At 43.8% G+C, this 26,524-nt stretch carries 22 protein-coding genes; 6 read left to right on the top strand and 16 right to left on the bottom strand.

The features are described 5' to 3' along the window. Nucleotides 1-22 precede the first annotated feature (22 nt). Nucleotides 23-1,018: a tetratricopeptide repeat protein gene (locus WC788_01230; GenBank protein ID MFA6096232.1), complete on the bottom strand. Its 996-nt coding sequence runs from the start codon at nt 1,016-1,018 to the stop codon at nt 23-25. A 57-nt stretch (nt 1,019-1,075) separates the two neighbouring features. Continuing rightward, nucleotides 1,076-1,396: a hypothetical protein gene (locus WC788_01235; protein MFA6096233.1), complete on the bottom strand. Its 321-nt coding sequence runs from the start codon at nt 1,394-1,396 to the stop codon at nt 1,076-1,078. A gap of 360 nt (nt 1,397-1,756) precedes the next feature. Between WC788_01235 and ruvB the strand changes: the two genes are divergently transcribed. Genes ruvB through WC788_01250 form a run of 3 tightly spaced genes read left to right on the top strand, consistent with a single transcriptional unit; the run spans nt 1,757 to nt 3,635 of the window. Continuing rightward, on the top strand, nt 1,757-2,770 hold the full coding sequence (gene ruvB / locus WC788_01240; GenBank protein ID MFA6096234.1) for a Holliday junction branch migration DNA helicase RuvB: 1,014 nt from the start codon (nt 1,757-1,759) through the stop codon (nt 2,768-2,770). Between the two features lie 18 nt (nt 2,771-2,788). Next, nucleotides 2,789-3,061, top strand: coding sequence for a hypothetical protein (locus tag WC788_01245; GenBank protein ID MFA6096235.1), 273 nt, complete (start codon nt 2,789-2,791; stop codon nt 3,059-3,061). Continuing rightward, nucleotides 3,051-3,635 (top strand): PH domain-containing protein, encoded by a 585-nt coding sequence (locus WC788_01250; GenBank protein MFA6096236.1) that lies wholly within the window; start codon nt 3,051-3,053, stop codon nt 3,633-3,635. The genes WC788_01245 and WC788_01250 overlap by 11 nt, the downstream gene beginning before the upstream one ends. Before the next feature lie 164 nt (nt 3,636-3,799). Here WC788_01250 and WC788_01255 read toward each other — a convergent pair whose 3' ends face one another. After that, on the bottom strand, nt 3,800-3,922 hold the full coding sequence (locus WC788_01255; protein MFA6096237.1) for a hypothetical protein: 123 nt from the start codon (nt 3,920-3,922) through the stop codon (nt 3,800-3,802). A 56-nt stretch (nt 3,923-3,978) separates the two neighbouring features. Between WC788_01255 and WC788_01260 the strand changes: the two genes are divergently transcribed. Then, complete coding sequence (locus tag WC788_01260; GenBank protein ID MFA6096238.1) at nt 3,979-6,084, top strand: transglycosylase domain-containing protein; 2,106 nt, start codon at nt 3,979-3,981, stop codon at nt 6,082-6,084. Between the two features lie 354 nt (nt 6,085-6,438). On the opposite strand, the gene WC788_01265 is transcribed toward WC788_01260, so the two are convergent. The 3 genes from WC788_01265 to WC788_01275 all read right to left on the bottom strand — a co-directional run bounded on the left by WC788_01265 (nt 6,439) and on the right by WC788_01275 (nt 16,439). Then, complete coding sequence (locus tag WC788_01265) at nt 6,439-8,331, bottom strand: glycoside hydrolase family 3 protein (protein ID MFA6096239.1); 1,893 nt, start codon at nt 8,329-8,331, stop codon at nt 6,439-6,441. Between the two features lie 170 nt (nt 8,332-8,501). Next, nucleotides 8,502-9,881, bottom strand: coding sequence for a hypothetical protein (locus tag WC788_01270; GenBank protein ID MFA6096240.1), 1,380 nt, complete (start codon nt 9,879-9,881; stop codon nt 8,502-8,504). 108 nt (nt 9,882-9,989) lie between these two features. Next, nucleotides 9,990-16,439 carry an alpha-2-macroglobulin family protein gene (locus WC788_01275; protein MFA6096241.1) on the bottom strand — a complete coding sequence of 2,150 codons (6,450 nt, stop codon included), beginning with the start codon at nt 16,437-16,439 and terminating at the stop codon, nt 9,990-9,992. 201 nt (nt 16,440-16,640) lie between these two features. Between WC788_01275 and WC788_01280 the strand changes: the two genes are divergently transcribed. Then, nucleotides 16,641-17,249: a CYTH domain-containing protein gene (locus tag WC788_01280; protein ID MFA6096242.1), complete on the top strand. Its 609-nt coding sequence runs from the start codon at nt 16,641-16,643 to the stop codon at nt 17,247-17,249. 318 nt (nt 17,250-17,567) lie between these two features. On the opposite strand, the gene WC788_01285 is transcribed toward WC788_01280, so the two are convergent. The 7 genes from WC788_01285 to WC788_01315 all read right to left on the bottom strand — a co-directional run bounded on the left by WC788_01285 (nt 17,568) and on the right by WC788_01315 (nt 20,971). Next, nucleotides 17,568-18,170 (bottom strand): hypothetical protein, encoded by a 603-nt coding sequence (locus tag WC788_01285; GenBank protein ID MFA6096243.1) that lies wholly within the window; start codon nt 18,168-18,170, stop codon nt 17,568-17,570. Next, on the bottom strand, nt 18,157-18,552 hold the full coding sequence (locus WC788_01290; protein ID MFA6096244.1) for an NUDIX hydrolase: 396 nt from the start codon (nt 18,550-18,552) through the stop codon (nt 18,157-18,159). Before WC788_01290 ends, WC788_01285 begins: the two co-directional genes overlap by 14 nt. A gap of 28 nt (nt 18,553-18,580) precedes the next feature. Then, nucleotides 18,581-18,913 carry an inorganic diphosphatase gene (locus tag WC788_01295; protein MFA6096245.1) on the bottom strand — a complete coding sequence of 111 codons (333 nt, stop codon included), beginning with the start codon at nt 18,911-18,913 and terminating at the stop codon, nt 18,581-18,583. Nucleotides 18,914-18,922: 9 nt separating this feature from the next. Beyond that, nucleotides 18,923-19,438 (bottom strand): NUDIX domain-containing protein, encoded by a 516-nt coding sequence (locus tag WC788_01300; protein ID MFA6096246.1) that lies wholly within the window; start codon nt 19,436-19,438, stop codon nt 18,923-18,925. A 186-nt stretch (nt 19,439-19,624) separates the two neighbouring features. Continuing rightward, nucleotides 19,625-19,945: a hypothetical protein gene (locus WC788_01305; protein MFA6096247.1), complete on the bottom strand. Its 321-nt coding sequence runs from the start codon at nt 19,943-19,945 to the stop codon at nt 19,625-19,627. A 354-nt stretch (nt 19,946-20,299) separates the two neighbouring features. Further along, on the bottom strand, nt 20,300-20,545 hold the full coding sequence (locus WC788_01310; GenBank protein MFA6096248.1) for a hypothetical protein: 246 nt from the start codon (nt 20,543-20,545) through the stop codon (nt 20,300-20,302). Between the two features lie 120 nt (nt 20,546-20,665). Beyond that, a complete protein-coding gene (locus tag WC788_01315; GenBank protein ID MFA6096249.1) occupies nt 20,666-20,971 on the bottom strand; it encodes a hypothetical protein in 306 nt (101 codons plus the stop codon). Nucleotides 20,972-21,191: 220 nt separating this feature from the next. Here WC788_01315 and WC788_01320 point away from each other — a divergent pair, with 220 nt between their 5' ends. Beyond that, nucleotides 21,192-21,605 (top strand): hypothetical protein, encoded by a 414-nt coding sequence (locus WC788_01320; protein MFA6096250.1) that lies wholly within the window; start codon nt 21,192-21,194, stop codon nt 21,603-21,605. 95 nt (nt 21,606-21,700) lie between these two features. Here WC788_01320 and WC788_01325 read toward each other — a convergent pair whose 3' ends face one another. From WC788_01325 to WC788_01335, 3 genes are all read right to left on the bottom strand, one after another. Then, nucleotides 21,701-22,606 carry a hypothetical protein gene (locus tag WC788_01325; protein ID MFA6096251.1) on the bottom strand — a complete coding sequence of 302 codons (906 nt, stop codon included), beginning with the start codon at nt 22,604-22,606 and terminating at the stop codon, nt 21,701-21,703. A gap of 22 nt (nt 22,607-22,628) precedes the next feature. Then, on the bottom strand, nt 22,629-23,285 hold the full coding sequence (hxpB, locus tag WC788_01330) for a hexitol phosphatase HxpB (protein ID MFA6096252.1): 657 nt from the start codon (nt 23,283-23,285) through the stop codon (nt 22,629-22,631). Nucleotides 23,286-23,424: 139 nt separating this feature from the next. After that, nucleotides 23,425-26,415: a PBP1A family penicillin-binding protein gene (locus tag WC788_01335; GenBank protein MFA6096253.1), complete on the bottom strand. Its 2,991-nt coding sequence runs from the start codon at nt 26,413-26,415 to the stop codon at nt 23,425-23,427. Nucleotides 26,416-26,524: the final 109 nt, after the last annotated feature.

Genomic DNA, 26,524 nt, shown 5'->3' on the forward strand with positions numbered 1-26,524 from the left:
TTTTTTGTGCTATTATATATGATTACTTAAAAGCTTCGTACTTCCCGAAATATTCGCTTGCCATTCTCTCGTTGCCTATTTTCCTGAATACGCTGCCCAGCCAGAAAAACGTTTCTCCATTATGACCGTCAAGCTTAAGTGCTCTCGCCAGATCATCCAGCGAGGATGCGTAATCTTCGGTCATAAAATGCGATTTTCCGAGCATGATCCATGCGTCTCTGTATGACTCGTCGGAAGTGACCGCTTTTTGGGCCCTGTTTATAGCGAGGTAAGGTTCCTGCAAAGAGTTGTAAAGAGAAGCCGCCATAATATCGCTAAAACCGTTATTATATTTGCTGTTATATTTTCCGATAAAATTGTCTATCTCCCTGACCTTCCACCCGTATTCATCGGAAGACCTGATCTCATCCAAATATGAGTTTGGGGATATGTTCCTATCGAACTCAAGAAGACCAACATTATACAACAATTCCTCGTTGCCCTTGCCCTCCGGAATTTCCGAATAGAGACTTCTCAGGATGTTTCCGGCAATATCCATTTCCCCCTTGGCCATGAAAACCTTGGACCTCTTTATGCCAAGATCCAATTTAGTTTTCGGACCATCATTATATTGAATGGCATTATTATAAAAACTTATAGCCCTATCAAGATCTTTTTTCTTATAATACAGGCTTCCCAAAAGCCCATATGCTTCATATCTTCTCTTTTCTTCTATTATGGCCTGCGTAAATTCTTTTTCAGCCTCATCTAATTTTCCAAATTTAAAAAATATCTCCCCTCTTCTGATCTTTGAAAGATAGGAAATTTCTCTGCCATCATCAAGCTTGTCGGCGTAATAATAGTCCCTAAGAGCTCCGTTGTAATCCGAACCTGCCAGCTTCGAGTTGCCTTCATTGATATAGCCGTTTGCAAATCCTTCCGTCCATCTTTGGAATACGGCCAATAGCAAAAAAACCAGCAATGCCGCCAAAAATAATCTCTTATTTATCTTGTATTTAAGTTCTTTTGCCGATATCATGATATTTTTTAACTGATATCAGTATAGCATATCGAAGACATAAAAAAAATCGCCGGGCTATTTAACTTTTTTTGATAAATATCTCCTGCGACAAGAAGCGTATGTCCTCCTTATAAATGGCACCAGATCCACATATGCCAGCCATATGATCGAAACCGCTCCAAGAAGCAGGATCGAAATAAATCCGACGCCGAATCCCAACCGGGTCCTTCCGATAAAGATCGTGGAAAGCGCACACAATATGGCGACGATAAAAACAATGGCGCAGAGCTTGAAAATAACTGTTTTTTCGAACTCAAGCTGACGATCTGTCCTTTCCAATGCCCACTTCAAGCCGCTGTCCCGGATATGACTGAACTTATTTTCACCTTCTTTCAATGTGCCTCACCTCTGGAAGGAATCATAACAGATTGATTAAAACGGTCAAACAAAACAAAAAAGCTCAATAATTTGTAGGCAGCTAGGTTCTCAATTTAAAATAAAATTAAGACTGGAGAAATTACCGAGGAATAGACCAGCAAAAACCAGACTACCCAAATCTGGGACAATTGCCCCGACTACCTACAAGTTACCGAACTTTTTGTAAAATAAAGCACTATTCGAGTTAACATTGAATATTAGCAGACATTCGAATAGTTGTCAATACCCTGTATTTTGGCTATAATGGCTATATGCGGTGATGCTAAAAGAGCCCTTTTAAAAAGCTCCGGCTCTATTATATATAAACGTTATAAATACATGGAAATTACAGATCCAATCGAAAAAGATGATGACAAAAAATTCGAATATACGCTTAGGCCTTCGAAATTGGACGAATTTATCGGCCAGCAGAAGATCAAGGATAACATCGACATCTCGATAAGGGCGGCCAAGAAAAGGAACGAGCCGATCGATCATATCCTATTCCACGGACCGAGCGGCCTTGGAAAAACAACGCTTTCCCACCTTGTCGCGAACGAAATGGGAAAGAACATAAAGATCACATCCGGCCCGTCAGTCGAAAAAGTCGGTGATATAGGAGCGATCCTGACCAACATGGAGGACGGTGACATTCTTTTCATAGACGAGATCCATCGCCTCAACAAATTGATCGAGGAGGTGCTCTATCCTGCAATGGAAGATTACGCGCTGGACATAATAATCGGCAAAGGACCTTCAGCAAGAACTATCAGACTGGATCTTCCGAAATTCACGCTGATCGGCGCAACAACCAGAATCGACCTCATCTCTTCTCCCCTCCTGAATCGTTTCGGACTGACCCATAGACTGGATTATTATGAGAACAATGAGATAAAAAAGATAATCACCCGCTCATGCAAGATCCTGGACATTGAGATCGACGACATTTCAGCTGAGATCATTGCATCGAGTTCAAGACAGACACCAAGGATCGCCAACAGGCTCCTGCGAAGAGTCAGGGATTATGCCCAAGTCAAAGGAGACGGGATCATAGATGAAAAGTCCACGGTCGAAACATTGAAGCATCTGGAGATAGACCGTTACGGACTAGACCCGACAGACAGAAAAATACTTGAAATAATAATCAACAAATTCGATAACAGCCCCGTAGGCCTGTCCACGCTTGCGGCCAGCATCTCGGAAAATGAAGACACCATAGAAAATGTCTACGAACCGTATCTGCTGAAACTCGGTTTTATCATGAGAACGCCCAGGGGAAGAAGAGTTACCAAACTGGCATATGAACATCTGGGAATAGAGATGCCGGAAGACAAACAAAATGCTCTGCTTTAATCCAGCTCACAAAACAGCATGACAAATTTTATTATCAACGGAATTGTATTTGTCCTTATGCCGCTAGGGATATATTTCATCCTGGGCTACCTTGTATTCTACCATCTGCGGGCCTATGGATTAACGGGAGATCAAACAAAAAATACTGCTTATAAATTCACCGCCGTCCTTATTCTGATCACAATTATGATAGTTATCGTGTTCCTTTCGATAGACTGGAATGCCGGAAGCGCCGAGGATTTTTTTTCAAGATCAAGTAAAATTTTAAATGGAGAAAATTATGAGCAATAGCAACAAAGCAGAATCGTTTGAAGGCTATTCCTTCCCGGGACAAAGAAACGGAGAAACGATAAAGCTTATCATAAGAAGGCATGTTCTCATTTTAGTTTCTTATTTTGCCTATCTTTTCGTCATGGCCGCAATGCCGATTATTTTCTATCTGTTGGCGGTCCCGAACATGCTGCCGGCCTTTTATGAATATCCCTATGACAGGATGTTCGTCCTGCTCTGTCTTATATATTACGGATTCATCTGGATCGTAGCCTTTGTCATCTGGACCGACTATTATCTTGATATATGGATAATAACAGACCAAAGACTTATCGACATCGAACAGGTAGGGTTCTTCTCGAGAGTGGTCTCTGAATTGGACTTGAAAAGGATTCAGGATATTACAAGCGAAGTGAAGGGAATGCCCCAAACGATGTTCGGATTCGGAGATGTTCATATACAAACAGCATCGGAACATACAAAATTCGACCTCACGTCTATCCCTCACCCCGTAATCACGAGAAGGGCCATCGTTGATCTTTATGAAGCGGCGAGAGAGAAGGACAGATTTATCTTTAAAGACAGGGACGAATAAATATCCGACGTAAATTGCGGCTTGCCGATATCGCATCCCGGTATTTATTTTTGAAGCATTGATGCGCGGAAAATTTCCACAACACAAAAAGCTTGCTCATCCCGCCGTCCGGCCTGTCCGAAAGACAGGTTCTGAAAAAAATAAAAAGGCTTAACGCCTTTATTTTATCTTCGATCCAAAAAATCGAATAATTCTCTTTTTTTATTTATCTCCTCCTTCTTTTTATTTTTTTTGCCTTTATCACTGTCTTTTGTGTCATTTGTATTTTCCGAATTTTCATCTTTCATACTATCGCATCCGACATAATCCGATCCTTTGAGATATTATATAGCCACACCGAAATATGTCAATGATCAAAAAATTCATAATGATCCTGCTACTGCCAGCTTTGCTTTCCATGGCGATCTTTTTCATATCGAGCCGGAAACTCAGCGATAATATCGTTTCAATATACAAAAATGGACAATCGGAGATAATGGCGGATAGAAATTCGGGAAAGATCCTGATAAAAGAGAACCCGTCCGGTTATTTCGCCGAATATTCCGAAGATGTTCCGGATAATTTCAAGGGATACCTTATCGGAAAAGAAGATAAATATTTCTATTATCACCGGGGAATAAACCCCATCAGCAGCTTCAGGGCCGCTTTCAATTATTTGTCGGGAAAGAAAAATCTTGCCTCCAGCACGCTCACCCAGCAGCTTGCAAAAATACTTCTCAAAAACGAAAATGACCGCAGTCTGAAGAATAAGATCACGGAATCCATATATGCTCTCAGCATGGAGATCAACCTCAGCAAGGATGACATATTGGAAATGTATGCAAATACCGTCTATTTTGGAAACAAAGCCCAGGGCATAAACGAGGCCAGCAGGCTCTATTTCGGCCTTTCCCCCGGCATGCTTAGCAAGGAACAGACCCTTCAGCTGATCTCGACGATAAGCGGGCCATCCATCAATAATCCGTTCCTGGTTGAAAACGCATCTTCCTCCAATGATCTGGCGGGATATCTGAAAATAGAAACTCAAAACATCGAGCCGCTGACAACGGAAGAAATCGCAGCAAAGCGAAAACAGTTCAATGATTACGTGAACGGGACGAATCGCTTCGAAATGGAATCTTTGGGGGTCGATTGCGCCGACAGCTGCAACCTTACGATCGACGGCAGCCTAAGCGACAAGGTCAGGGAGATCCTGAAGAGAAATCTTCTCTCCTCCAGCGACAAAAAAGTTACGAACGGCGCAGTGGTCGTCATAAAACTTCCTGAAAACGAACTTCTTTCGGTCATCGGTTCTCCGGATCCAAGATTTGGAGATTACGGCTATCAGATAAATATGGCAAAAGAGCCCAGGCCGATCGGATCAACGATAAAACCGTTTATCTATCTGAAGGCTTTTGAAAAAGGACTGAGGCCCTACACTCTGGTCGAAGACAAAGAATATAAGTATATGATCGGGTCGGGATTTCCCCTTTATCCCAAGAACTATGACTATCAATATCACGGCATCGTAAACCTTCACTATGCCCTTTCCAACAGCTTGAATGTCCCGTCCGTTATCGTACTGGAGGACGTGGGCCTGGATAATTTCTATAAATTCATGCTCGACGATCTGCAGCTCAAACCGGTTCAGGACATGGAGAATTATCAGCTTGGGATCGCCCTCGGAGAATTGGAAACAGACCTTCTTAGCCTCTCCTACTATTTCACGATCTTCCCAAGCGGAGGACAATTGCACCCGCTTAAAATATATAAAGATAAGAACGACTTCAAATACAATCTCAAAACCGATTTTTCCCTGAATAAAACAATTTCCAAAGAGAGCTATGTCCAGCTGATCAACAAGGTTCTCAGCGACAGAAAAACAGGCGTAGAACAGTTCGGGATAAAAAGCAGCCTCAATCTTCCATATGATAATTACGCGGTCAAGACCGGAACATCAAGAGAGTTTCACGACAGCTGGACGATCGGTTATACTCCTGATTTTCTGGTGGGCGTCTGGGTCGGAAACAGCGACAACACGCCCATGGATAATGTTTCCGGACAAAGCGGCGCGGGTTCGGTCTGGAACGAGGTCATGTCGCTTATGATGAATTCCGCATATAACAAAAAAACTTCCTTTAATTTCAGATACATCAAAGATTATTACGAGAACGATTTCATTGAATATGGACTTGCCGGAGATGACTATGAAAAGCAGAAGATGATGCTCATGAAATATAAATTGATCGCAAGCCCTCACGATAACGATACTTTCCTTTTTGAAAATAACACGCAGATCCCCTTGAAGTCGAAAGAGGAAAGCAAATGGTATATAAATGACGAGCTTCTCGGTTCGGGGAAAGAAATCATATTTGTTCCCCAAAATTACGGAATATACAAAATAGAGGCAGCATCCACTGAAAGTGAAAAAAAAGAATCCATTTCAATACGCCTCGAAAAAGACCGATAATGCTTCCTCGTTAACCATCCGCTAACACATCCCCGCCATTGAAAAAAGAAAATGCTACACGACATTTTTTTTGTTTTCTCGCCTTTAAACACGGGTTATTGCTCAGAAAATACAGCATATCGTAATACGCAACAGCCATCCAAAGCAATACCCCCGTCTCCTTCAAAGACCCTTTCTGTCTTTTTTCCGCCCATAATCGGGCCAGTATATTCAAGTCCAAATTGCATATTTCTCCATCTCATGATCTTTTTGCTTTCCACAATAATAAATAATGAACGTATTCGTCTCAAAAAAAATACCACGCCTGTAGTATGTTTCAACGATGATCGAAGTTGAATCCGAGCCCGGACGACACTACCCTCCAAGCCCGAACCCTCTCACAAACAAAGGCGCCGCTTGATCCGATGTTTTGCCATCGGAATCTATCGGGACCTGTGAAATATTTTTCGGCCATGGCAAGGGCAGCTTCCCCGTGAACGGCACATCGCCAAAAATAACATCAGCCACGCCTCTTCCTTCGCTTCCGGGCAACCAGGCGGCAACCAGCGCATCCCAGTCGCTTATCAGATCCGAAATAATGAGCGGGCGCCCCGAAACGATGATCACAACCACCCGTTTGCTCTTCTTTCTAAGATTGTTAATAGCGTCGATATCGGATCTGTCCAAGGTCGGATTAGCATTATCTCCCCAGCCTTCCGTATAAGGTTTTTCACTGACCACGGCAATGCCGATTTCAGCCTGTCCCGTCTCCCCCGCAAAATTCCCGGAAGCATCAAAAACCACCTCGGTCGACGAAGCCACCGACTCCTTTATTCCTTTCAGGATCGAAGTTGATCCGGGAAGCCAATTGCCGTCAATTCCCTGCCATTCCACCGTCCATCCGCCGCATTGCCGTCCCACATTATCGGCGCCGCTTCCGGACACAAGGATCTTATTGATATTTTTTGAGAGGGGCAATAAGCCGTTTTCATTCTTCAGGAGAACCAGCGACTTACTTACGGCTGTCCTTGCCAACGCCCGATGAGCATCAGATCCGATAACGGACAGATCATGCTTAGCATCTTTTTGATCGAACAGTCCGGCCGCGAATTTTACGCGCAAGATCCTGCTCACGGCGTCATTGATCCTCTCCTCACTGATCTCGCCTCTTGCCACCGCCTTGTTCACGTTCCTGATGAAAGGCTTATATTCCAAGGGAAGCATAACCATGTCAACTCCGGCATTTATCGCCCTAACAGCCGAACGATAATCGTCATTTTTTACAATCTCATAAACGCCATACCAGTCGGAAACGACAAATCCCTTGAAGCCAAGTTCTTTTTTCAGAACGTCTGTGATCAAGTATTCATTCGCCGCCAGCTTTTCACCTCCCCAGCTGTTCAGCCCGACCATAACCGTCAGCGCACCCGAGTTCACAGCTGAGGCGAACGGAGGCAAATACTCCTTCCGTAGCGCATTTTCATCGGCAGGAGTCGCTCCCTGATCTATCTTAAATTTTTTATTCGTTGAAGTGCCCCAAAGCGCCGCGCCTGTTCCCAGATAGTGCTTGGGTGTGGCCAGGATCATCAGACCGTCCTGGCGGTTTGTCTGCAATCCGGTAATGAACGCCGAGCTTAAATTTTCAACCAATAACGGATCGTCTGAAAAAGCCTCATAGGTTCTGCCCCACCGGAAATCTTTCGGCATATCCAGAGTGGGAGAAAAGATCCAATTCACTCCCGTAGCTCCAACTTCCTCTGCTGTCGCTCCGGCTATCTCGCTCACCAGCTTCGGGTCTGAAGCGGCGCCAAGACCTATGAAGTGAGGATATATTACGGCGCCCGGAACATTTCCATGGCCGTGATTTGCGTCAATGCCATATAAAAGCGGTATGCCGAGGCGCGTCTGTAATGCCGCATTTTCCAGCTCAGTCACCATTTCAAGCCATCCTTCCGGCGTGTTTTCTTTTGGTTTCCCTCCGCCGCCGCTCAGCATTGCGCCCAGGCCATACTGTGTTACATCATTGCTATCTTTTACACTATTCTTCTCCATCAAAGCCATCTGTCCGATCTTTTCCCTCAGACTCATTCTCCTGAGAAGATCATTTACCCTGTCTTCGATAGGCAGCCCGGCCTGACGATAAATTGCATTGGCTTCAGGAGGGAGTAGTTCCGGAGAAAAATCAGTGCGGTCTATCATCGTCAGCGCCACTGCCGCCAATATCAGCAAAACCGCTATAGTTAAAATAAAATCCCGATGTCCTATCATCGTTTTATTTTTCCGAACATTGGAATTATGCCTGAAAATACTCATATCCGGACAATGATAATGAAATTTGCGCCGATATGCTAAAATATAATCCTGAGAATAACAATGAATTAAACTGCTTCATATCGTCAAAAACATCCGGAATGTTCTGATTATCCAGTCCATGGAAACTACCATCCGAATTGTCTCCCGACCTCTTCCGGAGTTTCTCTTTTTCGAGCCATCGTCAGGATCCCGTTCTGAGCAATGACCTTGGCCGGAGAAGAGAGCAGACAATGATGCGAACTCAGCGCATCCTGATAGGCTCCCGTATCGAAAACAGCCAGATATTGCGGCTCTTTTGGATCACCCTCTTCCAGACCAGGAAGCAGGACATAATGCCCGCCTGCAGTATATTTGTCATCGGAATCACAGCTTGATCCCGCAAGCCAGACTCTGTTGAATTTTTTCGCGTTCATGTTATTGACCGGAGTCACGTGCCACTTCTGATGTATCGCCCACGTATCCGAAAGATCATTAATGAAACTTCCGTCTATTATATACCATTTCTTCGCGGGCCCTTTTTCGATGTTCTTCTGGTGGATCACTTTGAAGATGGTGATCTGCGCCGGAGCGACAAGGAACCTCCCCCACTCGACGATAATATCCGGAGGCTCGATGTTTTCCTTTGCGGATATCTCGCTCAAGGTTTTGATTATATTCTTGACGACCCCCTCCGTCGGATACATTTTCTTTTTCTCATAAGGCACTGCGAATCCTCCTCCGATATCAACCGCATCAAGCGATGGGTTGACTTTTTTCAGCTTGACATACAGATCCATCATACCTTTGAGGAGAAGCACGAGATCCTTTGATTCTTCGATCTGCGAACCGATATGGCAATGCAGTATCTTCAGATTCTTTATCCTTCCGACATTCGTTATTTCCGATTCGGAAAAACCGAACCGATTGAATTTTTTATCCCATCTCGATTTCACTTTCACATCTACGTCTATCCTGATCCCAAGGTCGCCCACCAGTTTCGCGCACTTCGGATCAGTAAAATAGGCCAATTCATCTTCGTCTTCGATTATTGGAATGATGTGAAGTCCCCGCGATTTGAGATCGGAGATCAATCCCAGATATGCCTTCGTTTTCGGACCGTTGCATATGACCCTGATCTTGGAGCTGAACTGATCCTGTTCCCACAATTTTTTCACAAGCCACAATTCATTCGCAGAGCTTACTTCGAGATTTCCCCCTTCGCTGATGATCGGCAGAACAAACTCCTTGTTCTGATTGACTTTCATCGGATAGTGATAAAGAAACCGGCCATGATAGTTATAGAACTTTATGTACCGGTTGAACTCATCGAACAGATTATTCAGCCTTCTCTCGATCACAAACGGAAAGGTCACCTCAAGCGGACTTCCGAAACGCTTTATAAGGTCCATTGCGTTATATTGGTAGTTCCCTTCCCTGATAATCAGTTCTCCTGATTTGTTGATATCGAAAATTTCGGTATTGAACTCTTTCTTTCCGAATTTCCAGAACTTCTTATAATTTTTCATCTTTTTGGATAATTATTATGCTATGAATAACAATATAGAACTATTTGGACATTTTGTAAACATCGAAAAACGCCAGGAGCTGTTCCTGACGTTTTTTTTTGCGGATCACTACTTTATTTCAAAGTAATCTCCCCTTGTACGCCCGAAATTTTCCGGAAAATACATTTCGGAAACTACGGCCGGGAGGTGATGGAACTTTCCGGGAACCAGAACCCTGACATAATAGTCGTACTCATATTCACCCTCGCTTAATCCTTCAGTGAAAAGGAATAGCCGGTCATTCCTGTATTCAACCATATCCGGATGGAGTTTGCCGTCATTATAGTAATCCCACCAATAGTTGTCCCTGTTATTGTTCCCGTCCTCTGCGATCAAAGACTGATCCTCGGTAGCCAGATTGAAATTGACAAGCTCTGTTCCTGCCGGTATGAAATCCTCGACAGAGACAAAATTCCTTTGTGCCGGAACAAGGAGCTTTATATGTCCCCTGAGAACGTCTCCGACCTTCGCTTCTTTTATCGGATTCTCATTCTTCTTGTCATCGATCGCAAAGAAATCCCTTTCGATCGTGAAGCCCTCGTCCCGAGGAGGTATCTGATTGATGGGGAGAAAATATTTCAGCGAGATGTCATAATAGAAATTATTATTCAACTCATTGTTGTCCTTTTTCCGGAACAATATGCTGCCGATCGAACCGAATTTCATTTCACCGACAGGCACTTCAAGGCTGTTTTGGCTGAGAACGGTTTCAGGCGTATAACCGAATGACTGCTTCTCAACTCCATCCAGAAGGATCGTAAGATCGAAATTGGACTCATTCTCCTTCTGCCAATTTATATAATCCGTAAACGCATCGATCACCGAAAGCGTGTTGTTCGTCGATCCCCACGCTCCATCTTTGCTCCTCGAGCGGAGGAGCCATCTCATCAGACGGTCCAGGATCTCATTATCTTTCTTATCCTCGACCAGGACCTTGAGAAGCATCGCCGTATCCTTGATCGGCGTTGCATAATATTGCCAGGTCACATTCTTCGCAGGCGGAAGGAAAGCGCCCCTTGAATCGATATCGATCCTGTTCTCCAGGATATTGAAGACCTTCGCTTTATAATTTTTTCCGAATGCCGCCTCATTCTCAACGAGAATGGAAGCCAGGGTCACAAGCGAAGTGTTGCTTATCTCTTCGTTCAGATATTTGTCATCGTTATTTATCGCCTTGATATAACTCGTCAGATTGTCGCTTATCTTCCCGTAATCACTAAGTTTTGTCAGAGTGCCGAAGGCAAGTATCATAAAATCTCTGTCTTTCTGGAGATCCGTATCATAGCTGACCTTGTTGTTGATGTAATTAAAGGACCGCCTCAAACTATCCTCGTTTACCGCATAGCCGGCATCCTTCAGACTTTTTATGGTACTTGCAACATGCAAAGTCAGATAAACATTAGGCAAGCTGTCCGGATAATAGCCGAAGCTTCCGTCGCCTTTCTGATTCAGATAGAGCCTTGAAAGTCCAATATCAACAACTTCATCGACCGTATATTCCCTCTGATCGAATTCTATATTCTTGAGATTGAATTTGTCCCCGATGTTCTTGAGATTCAGCCCGCGCTTCACCACTGCGATAGAATCGAGTTTGCTGGCAACCTGCTCGCTGCATCCATAGGGATAGCCGAGAAGATAATTAAGGGCATCAGAAATGAAGACTGCAAGGGTCGCGCTCGTCTTTATCGTCATCTCTCCCCTGTCCTTGACCACATTATCCGGGAGATATGAGAACTCGAAGACTTCCGGATCCTTGGAGTATCCGCTCGTAGCCGTGGCTTCATACGTCTCGTTTCTCGCCACCTTGATCGTATTCTCAACGGTATCCTCATAGTCCTTACTCTTGGCGGCCAGCGTAAATGTGTGAGTTCCATCCTGTTTATCGGAAGATGCCGCTACATTGAAATATATCGTATTGGATTCTTTAGCGGCAAGCGTTATATCCTTTACACTTTGATCATTTTTAAGCGCAAGCGTTTCGCTGGAAAAGCTGACAGAAAGATCCAGCGCATTATTCGTCTGATTGAAGATCTTTGCGCCGATCATAAATTCATCTCCTGGGATCGCAAAACGGGGCTTGAGAGGCACCACCATTAGGTCTTTGCGGCTCGTGAATTCGCTGTAACCCACTCCAAGCTTCGTATCTTTGGTTATACCGATGGATTCAACCTGCCACGAAGTGAGATTGTCCGGTAATTTGAACTTAACCTGAGCCTTTCCATCGGCGTCCGTAACAACGACTGCCTGCCAGAATGCCGTATCTTTGAATTCGCCTCTTTTTTTCTTTGCAAGATCCTCCGGCTCTCCTCCGCCTCCGCCCTTGGTCTCGCCCGGCACATTCACTTCATACAATATATCTTTCATGCTGCTTGAGGTTGAGATCGTGAGCGGAAATCCTCCATAAAAGAACACTACCGGATTCTTCTTCGGATTGCCCTTCAAAGCAAGAACGCTGAGGTCCGCAACGGAAACCGAAAATTCGGTTTCAGCCGGCCTGCCCTCAAAGTCCTTGGATTCAAAATCTATGGTCACTTCTTCGCCCGGAAGATATTCGGTCTTGTTGGTCTTGGCCGATATATCCAATTCTTTCTTTTCGGTGTCCACCTGAAAATCAAGCTTGGCGAACCTTACCTCCGGATCCGGTGAAATGAGGATCGCGGTCACGAAGAAGTTGGGAATATATTCCGGAAGAATGTCGAACTTATAGTCGAAAAGGTTCTGATTCACATCGATTATTTTGTAATCGAATATTTTTCCTCTTTCGATGCTTATAAGCACCTTTGCCCTTTCATAAGGAGATTTGATGACGATCTCGCCCTGGTCGCCCACCTTCAGACTGTTCTTTGCTGTGATCATTTCGAGCGCATTGTCATTCGAAACCCTAACATCGACTTGCGCCTCCCCATAAACATACATGTTGTAATTGCTCTCGATCGAATTGCCCTTGGCATCCTGGCCCGAAACCGTAAGCTCATATTCCCCTTCCTCGGCAAGCGACAGCGAATCCTTCCAGTTTCCGTTCTGATCCGTACCGATCTCCTGTTCGCTCACGGAAGTAAGTTTCCTTTCCCAATTGTTATAATATCCTCCATCGACTTCCTGCCTCTTGTTCTGCACCCATTCCACTTTGCTCACTTTCAATTTCACGCCGCCGATCTGGACATTCTTTCCCATGGTATCCACCGATTTCACTTTCACATCGAATCTCTGATTCTTTCCCACAAAATAGTCGCTCGCACTTATTCCGAGATAGAAGTCCCCTTTATGCACAATGAAAGATTTCTGGCTCGAAACGGACTGGCCGTTCCTGTTCTTCACCGTGATATACGCAACGATTATTTTGCTTTTCGTATTTTTTTCGTCCTTGAAGATCTTCTCAAGGTCCAGATTGTAGGATATCTTCGCTTTTCCGGCCTGATCCAAGCTGGCCTTGCTTCGAAGGATGAATTTGTTGCCATAACTGCAATCCCAGTAGCAATAATACCAGGGCATGCCGAAGTTGAAATATTCATCCTGATATCTGTCGAAATAGTAATCTTGGCTGGCAAGCTCATATTCAACCTCCCCTCCTTCAAGGGGAGCGCCAAAATAATAACTGGCATCAATGTTCAGATTCATCGTATCCTTAGAGACATATTCCTCTTTGTCGCTTATCACGTCAACTTTGAACGGAGCCGGAACATATTCCTCCACGTCGAAAAAGGCGCTGCTCCCCTTGGCGTCCATCCTATAAGTTCCGAGCGGAGATTTTTCATCAAGTATGATCTTCGTATTGAACGTTCCAAAATCATTTACATCCAGGTCCTGGTTGAATATTTCCTCGCCTTTGCTGTTATAGATCTTGAAAGGCATCTTGCTGTCTTTGATTATCTCATAATTCGCGTCATAACCCAGCCTGTAAAGCCCTTTGATGTTCACCTCGTCCAGCGGTTTATAGATGGGCCGATCGGTATACATATATATTTTCTGCGACTGCATGGCGGTCGAACCATATTGGAATTTGTCATAGGAGCTCGTTCCGGTTATGACAGTACTGTCACTTCCCTTTGTCACAATGGCTCCACTGAGGTTGCTTACAGCTCCCATTTCCGCAATTCCCTGGCCGTTCGTCACAAATGAACTTTCTTTCTTCAGGGCCAAATTATTGATCTGAGAATACAACTGGATATTTGCGCCCTCGATCGCTCCAAGCGTTTTCATATCAGTCACCCAATAGACATTCTTGAGCCCCTTCTTCTGATCGTCCGTAAGATCGCTGTTGCTGTAATAGTTTCCGGAATCAACCTCAACCTTCTTTTCCACTATGCCCATATTGGTGACGGAGAGGTATGTTCTTTCATAGACCATCCTGTTCTCTCCCCATCTTTCCCTGTATTTCGGATTTGAGAAGGTCAGGATATAATGTCCCATAGGATCTGAGACATAATCGCCAAGGTCGATCTTGAAATAGTTCTTTATCCAATATTTTTTGGGCAGGGTTATCTTCTTGTTTATGCTGTCATCGCAGATGGATCCTGGAGTGGGGCTCGTGTAATTTAGACCATGTCCGGACATATGATCAAGAATGGTTTCCGCGCTTATTTCGCAGATATTCATATCCACATAGTCCATATTCTCAACGGCATATGTGAGCTTCGTTTTGTCGGGAGTTGTCACATTGTGATTCTGCTGATAATGGAAAAAATTCAGATAATCTTCGGGAATCGGTCCTGTTTTGAAATTTCTTTTCACGACCGTTTCGCGCGAGAAATTATCAACTGCCTTGATCTCGACCGAATAATCGGTTTCCGGCATGAGGCGATATCCGATCCTCGTTTCAAACTCCCCCGCCTTGCAGATGTAATAACCCCAATTCTGCTCAGGAACAAGAACAGGATTCTGCCAATTCCGGAATTCATATTCAGGAGAGATATTCAGATATGAAGCCGCATCTGCGGCGCTTACGGAATTGATGGGACTGTTGGCGCAGATCACAAATTCGTTAAGGCTTGTTCCATTGGCCCAATCACCGGGCACCGTGCTCAGGACCCTGAGATCAGGAATGACATTTATGTCTTCGATGATCGGAGAATTATTCAGAACAAGGCCGCTTGTGTTCTTCACTGCGTTCAGATATATTTTCAACACATCATAATTCTTTATATTCGCAGAATCGAAAGTGAAATATATTTTTTTCAGGTCTGTCTCTTTTTCGCAATCCTGGCCGGAATCAGCAAGCGCCTGATCAGCGTCCTCTTTGCACTTTTCGCCATAATTCATACTGATCTTTTTGTCGGCATCGATGACGCTGTTGGTCAGGTCGATATCTTCATAGAACTCGATCCAGAGCTTTCCCTGCGAATCGAAAAATGTCGGGGTTGTGAAACTTGACCTGTCGGATGTGGCGCTGATGCCGCTTATTATATCCGTGACCTGGATGACAGCTTCCCTCGGCTCTTCAAGATTTATATCTCCTTCCTGGGGATAGGCGCGCGCGATCGACACCCGATAGGAATTTTTGAAATCCCAAAGCTTTTCGCGTCCGAACTGGTCAAACTTGTTGTACACGAATACCCTCGATTGATTGATCACGCGATCGTATTTTTTCGTCTCTTTATTATAGACATTGTCATATCCGTATTCAGCGATGAATTCCGCCTCTTTGTTGTCGGTTAGATCCATGACCTTTATTTCCGCTGCCGTCCTCGCGAGATCGACCGGCTGATTGAAATCTATGGACACGGGATCGCTATAGACCGTAATCCCCTCGGAGATCCCGTTATACCTCAATACTCTGGTCTTGAACTGACTCTCAAAGCCTTCGATGTTTAAACCGTCCAGCGAATAAAATTCCGGCCTGACCTTTACATCATAATTTGATGAGCGAACGAGCCTCTCCGTCGGAATGAATTGCAACGTCCTTGTCCCGATCCATTTGAACTTTCCTTCGGTCTTCGGAGTTATCTCGATCGGAATATCGAAACTTTCAAGAACATCGAGTGTTGTGATCGGAACCATTGGTCTGTTGAACATCACGGTAATTTCCGACTCTTCATTGGTCTCGGAATCTTTTTTGGGGAATACGGTCAAAACCTTCGGATCATCCACGACCAGGAAATCGCTTCCTATCGTTTTTCCGTCTATCTTCATCAGAACCGAATAATACCTCCCGAGCCTCATTTCGGATCTTTCCGGACTGAATACGATCTTATCGGGGCTTCCGCTCTCGATCCAAATTCCTTTCACCGCCGGAAATATTTCGACGCTTTTTTGCGCCTCTTCCTTCGTAACTTTCAGATTCGGCGGAAGGTTAATGGCAATATTCGCGCTCTGGGATATCTTGTCGCTGGTCAAAGCGAATATATTGGCATACTCCACTTTGGGAATAGAATAACCCGATTCCGGTTTTCCGCGCAACAAAAAAAGCGCTCCGGCGATCGTGATGACAAACAGCGCCATCAGGATCGCAAAAGCCCTTTTCCTGCTTTTATTTTTTCCTGATAAAAAACTTTTAAAACCTGCGAACAAATCAATGTTCATATGTTTATTTTAGGGTGTTTATATATATTTATTATACAATAAATCCCCTGAATTGATAAGTTTTCAATGTGGACAAAACTTTGATATTTTTTCCATGGAACGACTATCCGGATCATAATTTTTGATATTTAGATATAATATGTTAAATTATTTATGTGGACACTGTATCAACGTCTCAGATAATTCTTAATATAAGAATTCATGCCAAAGAATATAGAACTTGAGATCAGGGCCATTGTCGAAAAGAAAGATTTCGGCGAGAGGCTGAAAAAACTTAAAGGCCGAGGAAAACTGGCTTCCAAGACGAACAGGCTGACAGTCGCCTTTTATGGAACATGCGAAAAAAATAATTTTGCCATAAGCATCAGGGTCACTGACGGAAAATCGGAAGTGGTCATAAAAAAGGGAGACTTCCACACTCACAACCGCACAGAATATTCCCAAAAGATCCCAAATGGCAGATTCATTGAAATGGTCAGGATATTCTCTCAGCTTGATTTCTATGGAAAAGTGTTCGAAAGGACCACATATAACTATCGGTTTCCGGGAAATATCACGGTTTCGCTCGTGACGGTCAGCGATTATTCCTATATCGAGATCGAAAAAATGACGGACAGAAAAAATGAAAAGAAAGTTAAACTGGAACTCATGAAAGTTGCCGGTGGACTCGGGCTTAAGATAATAAAGACAAAGAAAGCATATTACGACTATTGCGATATGCTCACGGAAAAAGTAGATTGGAGATTCTTCGGAACGAAAAAGGATTTTGCGAAATTGGAACGGATTTTGAGACAAAAGGTGGCTAAATAAATTCTTTTTTGAGTAGCGTGAAATATTTAACTCCTTCCTATTTACTGGAGGCTAGGTAGTGTACAAATCGCAGTCAACTGCTCTGGGTGTCCGAACACAAACAACGCAAAAAGTTATTGCCGCACATCCTTAAAACAAGATCAGGATTAAATTCAACTTTTATGCCCATAGCTGTTATTTAGTGATTGATGAATTTGAGTAAATGCACACCTGCCTTTCTCTCCCCTTTTGTAATCAAAGGGGGAGAAAAAAGAGATAATTTTAATTCCACCCTTCAAAAGATAAAAACCGCTCGATCAAGCAGTTTCGTGATAGATACTATGATAAGTTCTTGAATAACCCATTAAGCTCTTTCTCTGAATATCTTAGATAGTATTCGAAACATTCCTCCTCGCTTGTCGAATTTACCGGTTTCGCATTCCCGCATAATCCGAATATATCATTCAGCGGATACTTCCCTTCAATCCTTTTTACAGCCTGTGAACTGCCAAGAAACCTGAATGGTATCTTGGTTATACAAGTTCTGCTTTTTTTAGGACTCAGAACATTCAAAGCGAATGCCCTGGCAAGTTGAACGGTATCCCCGACCGAAATCAATTTTCCCGAAAGGATCGAGCCTGTCAGTTCCTTGGAATGACTGCTCGCCCTTTTCTTTCCGGGAAGAATCAATCCGTCATCAATTCCAAGAACCGCAATTATATTTGGGATTTTCTTTTTTATGACGATCTTTTCAAAAAAGTCCGCTTTCTGTTTTGCCCTATTGACGATCGTCCCCTTCTCCTTCACATCTTCGATGACATTAAGATCATATAGACTAGAATATTTATATTTATTCAATCCGAGCCGAGTTAATATTCCCGACACGATTTCGAATTTATCCCTATTCCTTGTCGCGATCAATATGGTTTTATGTTTTTCCATATCCAAATATTTTATCTATAAACTTCTCATCTTTGATTATTTTTTTGGACTTTATGTCCTCTTTTGAAAACCAGTGTATCTCGTGCTTTTCTGGCGAAGAAATAACTGGTTTTTCGTCCAATCCTTGGATGTAATTAAGAAAAACGCTGTGGCGCTTTTTATTTTTTGATATATAGTTCCAGACACTGAACAATTCGGGTTCTCCCTCGGGAGAATAAGCAAGCTCTTCCTCGAGCTCCCTTTTCAATGCCTCGAAGATCGATTCTCCCCACTCCATCCTTCCTCCCGGAAAATCAAACACTCCGTCGCCATGCTTCAGCATCAATATTTCATCTTTGCATTTAAATATGATCTTCACCGTAACATTTGGGTATTTTTTCATAGATGGCTTTATCAAATTTTTTTACCGCTTATCTGATTATTTCAATTTTAATATACTGCTCCTGAAATCTGGTTTTTGAAATTATTTCTCCGTCTGTAATATTTTCCAGTTCTTCCGGTATAACGATCAGCTTATCGTCATCATCGTTGAGACGGTGAATTATCGCTATGCATTTTCCTTCGAATTCTTTCACAGGTTCATCAACCCCAATGACATAAACATCCAGTTCTTCTCCATCTCCACTTATCGTATCCGGAATAAATCCATAATTCAACTCATATCTGAAACCATGCTTCGGATGCAAACTGTCCAACGGTCTGCCTATAACAACTTTAACGATGGTGTTCAAGTATTTTTTCATATTCTTGAATTACTCCAGACCTTTAAAAAACGGCAGACTCGCTTTTATCAATGGATAGCTCACTATCGATAATTTTTCGATCTGGTCGATCGTGAACAATCCCCGCTCAAAACACTCCTCGGCGGAACATTCGCAAGGCTCGCTGTCGGATATCGCAATGAAATGAGGATTATAGCTGATTGGAAACGGATACTCAAAGTTCCTGTCATTTTTAACTTTTTTCTTCGATGTGATCTTTCTGTATCCGAAAAGCTTGTATCGGTCCGCCGTGAATCCCCCCTCCTCAAGAGCTTCCCGCTTAAACGTTTCCTCAATGGTCTCACCTTTCTCAATGTGGCCTCCGAGAATTTCCCAGCCCCTATGATTTCTTGTAAGCACGATCTTGCCTTTATACATCGCAATACAGCATGCTGCGGGACAAAGCTCTGCCGGCGGCATATTTTCAGATAAATAAAACTCCCAGGAAGTGTTGTCATTCCAGCTTCCGGACAGGATCTTCTTTTCAATGTTTGGCTTGATTATCATATATATTCAGAATATTCTTATATTAATATTATATCTTAATCCAAACAGTTTGATAAATCCATCGCATTGACGCTTTTTTATAAGGAGCTTAGCTTCCTTCAGGAAGCTAAGCTCCTTGTACTCAAAATTCTGCGCTTAATTCTTCGAAGAATCTTACGTTTTTAAAGAGTCTCTGCAGAGGTTTGTCTAGGCGAAAAGACTCAATGGCCAACCGAACATAAAGCTTGATAACAGCCAGAGCCCGAATGCGATCAGGGAGATATCATTGGCATTTTTGGCTTTGACCGGAAAACTTTTTTTCCAGCCATAATAGAAAATAATTCCCGCCCACAGAGGATTCATTATCGCAAATGCATAGGCTTTCTTTTTTTCATCGCTCGTCAGTGGGTCTTGCGACACCTGCCCAGCTTGCAATTTGACTTTTGTCTTTTTCATCAGGCCATACGAACCGACGATCGAGGTCAGGCCGCCTGCGATCATTATAAGATCAAGTATCGGACTATTCATTTAATATATTTAAATTTTAATAAAAACATCTTCGACCTTTATATATAACCCATATCTATGCTTAGGATTTTTCATCTTTATTATACCACTGATCGTTCGTTTTTATAAAAGATATTCAGGAGCCGATGATTTTATCCAAATATTCCCCTCTTGAGAGCCTGCCTGCTCGCCTCGCTGTCAGCCTTAGGCGAAGCGGGCCGATATGCAGGGGATAAGAAATGTATAATACAAAATTACGCTAATCCAACACACCTCTAAATCTCCTCTCAAGAGGAGACTTTTTAAAATTAGATAAAAATCAGCAGACCTCATCTATAAAAAAATACCGCCTTGATTTCGCGGTTTTTGATTGTTTTATAATACCAGTGGAGAAAGCCTGTCCCTCACGACATCCTGATGCAGGAACTCGGGAAGCGCGACACCGTTGACCACGGTGAAGATCGTCGCGCATTCATCCATAGTCTGCGGATTTGTAAGGTCCAGAAGCCTCAGGCATTCTTTTCCAAACTCGACTGCCTTGATGCTGTTTCCATTTCTCTTGGACTTCATGGCGATCACATAGGCCAATTCAGCTGCTTTCTTGGGGTTTTTGTCTTTCATTTTGTTATATCTTTTTTCGATCTGTCTGAGTCTCAATTCCAATGCCTCCTTTCTGTTTCCGATTCTTTATATAAATCTAGCAGAACCAAAGACATTGTCAATAAAAAAAGAGATAATCTTTCAGGTGTTCCCGAATTTATTATCTCCGCGTCTGTTTTCTTTATATTCTTTTATCTTGGCTCTTATCCTCCGGATATTATTTTCCCCCGCTTTTATATTTTCGGACGTATCCGAATGTCTTCTCCGGCTTTCGAGGGACATCTTTTCCCACTTCAAGGCCAGATCGAGATCGCTCAGCTCCATATTCTCGAACCTTTCTTTTCCGGACCATTCTTCATATATTTCGGACATTCTGTGATAGGCGTCAGCAAGTTTTATACTCGCCGCATTATACGCTTCGTTCACCGGATCGATCTTCTTTCTCATCAATAATCACTTCCTTTTTTTGTTTATAGTATAATCGATATTTTGCCGGCTGTTAATATCAATGGACCCATTTCCATACAACTACAAAAAAAACGGCCGGATGCCGATTGTTCGGAATATCACCGCCTTGATCTTTCAGTCATATCGATCTAACGAAGATAATTGACATTTTAATTTATATATACTATTCTTGTGGTTATCGTCAGGGAGGCAGAAATTAATGGAGAACATAGAAGAATTGGAAATTCCAACTTGCATTCCAACTTTGGGAACAAAAAAAACCAGAAGGCTTAAGCGGCTTATAGAAAGAGCAAGGCATCTGAAACAAATGATCAAGTTTGGCCATGGAAGCGCAGGCAGTTTGGGCTATTACGAAGGAGAACTCGTGGCTCTCAGGTGGGTAATAGGATATATTCTCATCAAAGAGAACGTACTTGATGCGGAAGAAATGGGAACAAAAAAGGGAAAGAGACTTAAGCGGCTTAAGAGAAGGGCGAAATACTTGGAGCTAAAGATAGAGCATAATAGAGGAAGCGAAAACAGTTTGCGCTATGGCAGAGGAGAACTTTCAGCTCTAAAGTGGGCAATTGAATATGTCTATACAAAAGAAAGCACGATTAGCGCAAGAGAATAAAACAGATCCATAATAACATATCAGTTAATAAGGCCGGCCTTTCGAGAAGGCCTTTTTTTAATATTTCAAAAACCTCAGCACCCTTCCCAGGACTGCTATCTCTTAAAAATAAAAAGTTCGATATATCCGAGGTTATCCAAAAGTTCCGTTCTTATCTTTCCCTTAAAACCAGGATCGATGAGCGGCGAGATCAAGTGCCTTTTCCCACCGTCATAAGAACCTGTGTTAATGACACCGCAGACATTTTCCCCAAGCTCCACCCTTGGAGTTTCCCCTAGATAGAAATCGGAGTCATCTTCTTCCGGCACAGGTTTCAGGGCGTCCTCAAGGTCTTTCCTGCTTCCTATGTTAAGCGGCTTATCATCCTTCGGAATATGCAGTTTCTTTTTCATGGGGAAAACTATCATTATGTCCTTCATGCTCTCCCGGAACTTTTCGTTCTTCATGTTCAACTGGATCAATTCATCATTTTCGGAATCATAATCAGCACCGGCGATGAACCAATCCTTTCCCTCCTCCCCTTCAATCTTAATATCGCTCAAAACCGCATCCCGCAATTCCTTTCCCCTGAGCCTGTTCTTTTCGTTCGTCCAGAAAAAACGCGTCGCCTCCCCTTCAAACTCGATCGCACGATCTCCATGATTTTCGATCATAACAGGGAACGGCACTTCCTCACCCTTATTTATCCTCTCAATGTCATCCTGAGTAACCCTGTCATAATCTATCCTGATCTCGATTCCCGACTGCGCCAGCCGGCTCCTTGTGGAAAGGCTCAATCTCCGGAGCACGCCCCAATCCGCTTCAACGGGAGGAAAGTTCTCCTTAGTCAGAATAACCTCCGAGAAGATCAGGCTCTTTGGCTCGACCAGCTGCTTTTCCCTCATCGGAATATCCCGTCCGCTCCAAAAACCGGGAATTCCTTCCTTGAGCTTTTCGTATCCCTTTTCGGACATGACAGCCTGCCTTGCCATCTTTTCAAATTGTTCGCTTTCAAGTGACATATCAAGTGATTATTGTAACACTCTAATTAAAATTCATAATCGATCTTTCGTCAAAGTCCAAAAGAGAATCGATGACAAGATCCGCTTTTTCCATGGCACTATCCCCTTCAACTCCTGCCGACGGTACTGCAACGCATCTCATGCCTGCCGATTTTGCAGAGATCACGCCATTAGGAGAATCTTCAAACGCAACGCAGCTTCCAGCCGATATCCCGAGTTTTTTTGACGCTCCGATATAGACCGCAGGATCCGGCTTTCCGAAAAGTTCGTCTTGCGCCGAATGGACCACTCTTATGTACGGCGCTATCAGAGTCCTTTCCAAAACCGAATTTATTATGTCTATCGGCGAAGATGAAGCAATGGCCATCGGCATATCCATTTTCCTGAACGTCTCAAGAACTTCCCTGGCACCCGGCATCAGTTCTCCTTCCCTTTTTATCATCAATATAACTCTCCTGATGATATCCAACTCAACTTCTTTCTTGCTGGGACCGCTCCAAGGATAGCGTTTGAACCAATATTCCACAAGCGCATCGATCCTCACCCCCATGGTCTCGCTGGTGATCTCCTTCTTCACCGGAATTCCGATCTTTTCAAGAGCTCCTTTTTCCGCTTCGCGCCAAAAAGGCTCGCTGTCGATGAGAAGCCCGTCCATGTCGAATATGACCGCTTTTATCATATGTTATTTTATCTGTTATAATGATCTTCACAAAAAAAGCATCGTTCAAAAAATGCTCTTTGGGATAAATTTTCAACATTATTTTGCTATACGCAAGAAACTTCCGTCCAACAGGCCTTCTTTTTCGTACCGCACAGCCTCATTGCGGCTGAACCGGACTTATTTCCATCTCTCTTGAATTGCTTTCATAGAGATTCCCATCTTGATCTTCCGCCGTCACGAAAAGCTTATACTTTCCCGGTATGACATATTCCCTATCCTCGTCCCAGAGAGCCTGATAAAGGTTATTCTCCCCGGGCACCGGCGACGTGGCTTTCTGGATCAAGCGCCTGCTGCCCGGTTTTTCAATAAGCTCTCCGTTCGTATCATATATGCTCTCGAGCTGGGAATAGAAACTGATATTCGTGAATTTTTCTCCCGCCGTAACGACGCTCATAACATATGGGAAAGAGTCGTTCGTGACCGGCATGAAATATATGGAAATGTCATTTCCCGTAACGACAGAGATCCTGTCTTCCGAGGAATTGAAGATCTTGTCATAGATCCTTGCGGTTATGGCATGAATATCTTTTTTCGTTTCCTGAGAGATATTATAAAATGCCTCAAAGGGAGGAAATTTGTCTATCCCGACAAGTTCATTGTCAAAATAGAACTCGATCTGCTCGATGCCAAGGTTCGCAAAACCTTCTGCCTCGATCTTGATGTTATTCTGGTTGATAATAGCGTCATTCTGAGGATTGAGGATCTTTACGGACGGCAGATCGTCTTTACTCCTCGCGTTGCAGACTTCAGTCGGAGCGATGTTCGCGATCTTATCCGCCATATTTTCCTTCGCCCATGTCTGAACCGCATCTTCCCACGCTCTGAACTGCGGGTCATCCTCGGGACTTTCAGGAGGATCCCCTCTCGGGTCATCTTTTTTCACATAATACAAAATATCATGGATCTCGATAAAGGTCTTCTCTTCGATCTGGCTTTCCGGAGTAAGTTCGCTCGCCAGCCTGTCGGTGCAAGCTTTGTCTGTTTTCACAATGACCTCATTCTCCGCCTTTCCGTCCAGAATAGGCTTTCCGGCCTCGATCTCCTGCGGAACAGGAAACTTCTCGACCGGATCCAGAGCCAGCACCCGCGTCATGAAGTCATTCCAGATCGGAGCCGCGATCTTGCTGCCATCCGCTCCGCGCTTCATTTCATCACCATTACTGTTTCCCGTCCAAACTCCTGAAACAAGGCTGGGCGTATATCCAACCGTCCATGCATCCTTGAAACTGCTTGTGGTTCCTGATTTCGCCGCAACAGGCCTGTCTTTGATGTAAAGCTTGCTCGCCGGGCCGAAAGTTTCGGCTCTCGCATTATTGTCGGAAAGGATGCTGTTTATATTTCTCGCGATCTCTTCATCCAGGACGCGCGTCTCGCTTTGCGAAGCCTCCTTGAGGATCTTTCCATCCGCGTCTTCGATCTTCAGAACGGAGATTGGCAAGCTCCTGACCCCGTCGTTCGCAAAAACTCCATAAGCGGAAACCATGTCTATCAGCTTCACCTCGCCCGTTCCGAGAACCAGGGACAGGCCGTATCTTCCGGGATTATTCAGCGTCGTTATCCCGAGATCGTGAGCGGTGTCTATGCTCTCTTTTATTCCGGAAAGATAAAGAGCCTTGACCGCCGGTATGTTGAGCGACCGCGCCAGCGCCTGCCTCATTGTCACAGGACCTGAATATTTCATATTGTAATTATTCGGAATATATTCTTTTCCGCTGCCGTCCTTTCCAAAATTCGTTTCAACGTCGAACAGGATCGTGTTGGGAGTGTATCCTTTTTTGAAAGCGGTCGCATAAACAAAAGGCTTGAATGAAGATCCTGGCTGAAGCGGGGCTATGGCCGCATTCACATTCCCGTCTTCTTTGATATTGAAATAGTCTTTGCTCCCGACCATAGAAAGGATCTCTCCGTCCTTGGGATCCATGGCGATAAGTGCGGCGTCTCGTGCGTTATATTTTGCAAGATTTTCTTCCGTCATTTTTTTTATCGCATCCTCGGCGATCATCTGCATATCGTAATTCAGGGTCGTATAGACCTTCAGCCCGCCTTTTTCAACTTTTTCCTCCCCGAACTCATCGACAAGCTGCTGCTTCACATACATCACGAAATGAGGAGCCTCGATTTTCTCCACAAAAGCCCTTACTCTCTTGATGATCTCCACATCCTTGGCATTCTTGGCTTCCTCTTCGGTTATATATCCCTGTTCCTTCATCTGATCGATGATGAACTTATATTTCGCGATCAGTTGGTCCTGATGAGTGCCATAGGGGGAATAGTATGTCGTAGCTTTCGGAAGAGCCGCAAGAAGAGCGGATTCCGGAATGTCCAGGTCCTTGGCGGACTTTCCGAAAAAGGTCTGCGCCGCAGCCTCGGCCCCATATGCATTCGAGCCATAGGGTATCTGATTCATATACATTTCAAGGATCTGATCCTTGGAAAATTTTTGTTCCGTCTCGATCGCCAGAATTATTTCTTTTATTTTTCTTGTGACCGTCCTTTCTGACGTGAGAAGGGAATTTTTTATTAACTGCTGAGTGATGGTCGATCCGCCCTGCTCCGTTCTCATATTCCTCACGTCGGTATAAATCGCTCTTATTATCCCGACAAAATCAATGCCGTGATGCTTATAGAAATTCTTGTCCTCGGTTGCGATAGTTGAATTTATAAGATTTTTCGAGATTTGGTCCAAGTTTACGATTGTCCTCTTTTCTTCTCCATGGATCTCATAAAGAAGGTGCTGCCCGGTCCGGTCATAGATCTTGGTCGACTCCCATACGCTTCTTTTTACGATCTTATCGGGACTCGGAATATCTTTGGAAAAATATATGAACGCTCCGGCCGTTGCGATCGCCCCCAGGATCAAAAAAAGCACACCCAGCTTCAGGAAGACATAAAAGATCTTTTTCAGCCCCCTAGTCTTCACCTTTCTGTACTTCATTGCCCCACGGAGCAACCCCGGCTTTATGCGCTTGGTTATCAATTTCTTTTTTTCCCTGATTTTCGGCAAACTAAAAACAAGCTTGCTCAATATTCCAGCTTTTTTTCTGCTTTTTTGGATTGTTTGCACCCTGTATTTTCTTCTTATAGGCACAAGAATTTCTTAAAAATGAAATTGGGAGTACGATAATGCCGATGATTTTCCAATCTCAGATTTTTATCTTTGTTCTATCCCTCCCCATGATTACATTTTTCAATTAGGT

The organism is Candidatus Paceibacterota bacterium (assembly GCA_041661265.1).
Taxonomy (GTDB): domain Bacteria; phylum Patescibacteriota; class Minisyncoccia; order JAHIHE01; family JAGLIN01; genus JBAZUT01.

Excerpts from the sequence above, each read along its gene's own strand:
- WC788_01230 (MFA6096232.1), bottom strand. The coding sequence starts at position 1,018 with ATGATATCGGCAAAAGAACTTAAATACAAGATAAATAAGAGATTATTT.
- WC788_01325 (MFA6096251.1), bottom strand. The coding sequence starts at position 22,606 with ATGTCACTTGAAAGCGAACAATTTGAAAAGATGGCAAGGCAGGCTGTC.
- WC788_01255 (MFA6096237.1), bottom strand. The coding sequence starts at position 3,922 with ATGAAAGATGAAAATTCGGAAAATACAAATGACACAAAAGACAGTGAT.
- WC788_01250 (MFA6096236.1), top strand. The coding sequence starts at position 3,051 with ATGAGCAATAGCAACAAAGCAGAATCGTTTGAAGGCTATTCCTTCCCG.
- WC788_01295 (MFA6096245.1), bottom strand. The coding sequence starts at position 18,913 with ATGAAAAAATACTTGAACACCATCGTTAAAGTTGTTATAGGCAGACCG.
- WC788_01310 (MFA6096248.1), bottom strand. The coding sequence starts at position 20,545 with ATGAAAGACAAAAACCCCAAGAAAGCAGCTGAATTGGCCTATGTGATC.
- WC788_01290 (MFA6096244.1), bottom strand. The coding sequence starts at position 18,552 with ATGAAAAAATACCCAAATGTTACGGTGAAGATCATATTTAAATGCAAA.
- WC788_01300 (MFA6096246.1), bottom strand. The coding sequence starts at position 19,438 with ATGATAATCAAGCCAAACATTGAAAAGAAGATCCTGTCCGGAAGCTGG.
- WC788_01285 (MFA6096243.1), bottom strand. The coding sequence starts at position 18,170 with ATGGAAAAACATAAAACCATATTGATCGCGACAAGGAATAGGGATAAA.
- WC788_01270 (MFA6096240.1), bottom strand. The coding sequence starts at position 9,881 with ATGAAAAATTATAAGAAGTTCTGGAAATTCGGAAAGAAAGAGTTCAAT.
- WC788_01315 (MFA6096249.1), bottom strand. The coding sequence starts at position 20,971 with ATGAGAAAGAAGATCGATCCGGTGAACGAAGCGTATAATGCGGCGAGT.
- WC788_01280 (MFA6096242.1), top strand. The coding sequence starts at position 16,641 with ATGCCAAAGAATATAGAACTTGAGATCAGGGCCATTGTCGAAAAGAAA.
- WC788_01275 (MFA6096241.1), bottom strand. The coding sequence starts at position 16,439 with ATGAACATTGATTTGTTCGCAGGTTTTAAAAGTTTTTTATCAGGAAAA.
- hxpB (MFA6096252.1), bottom strand. The coding sequence starts at position 23,285 with ATGATAAAAGCGGTCATATTCGACATGGACGGGCTTCTCATCGACAGC.
- WC788_01260 (MFA6096238.1), top strand. The coding sequence starts at position 3,979 with ATGTCAATGATCAAAAAATTCATAATGATCCTGCTACTGCCAGCTTTG.
- WC788_01305 (MFA6096247.1), bottom strand. The coding sequence starts at position 19,945 with ATGAATAGTCCGATACTTGATCTTATAATGATCGCAGGCGGCCTGACC.
- WC788_01320 (MFA6096250.1), top strand. The coding sequence starts at position 21,192 with ATGGAGAACATAGAAGAATTGGAAATTCCAACTTGCATTCCAACTTTG.
- WC788_01245 (MFA6096235.1), top strand. The coding sequence starts at position 2,789 with ATGACAAATTTTATTATCAACGGAATTGTATTTGTCCTTATGCCGCTA.
- WC788_01265 (MFA6096239.1), bottom strand. The coding sequence starts at position 8,331 with ATGATAGGACATCGGGATTTTATTTTAACTATAGCGGTTTTGCTGATA.
- ruvB (MFA6096234.1), top strand. The coding sequence starts at position 1,757 with ATGGAAATTACAGATCCAATCGAAAAAGATGATGACAAAAAATTCGAA.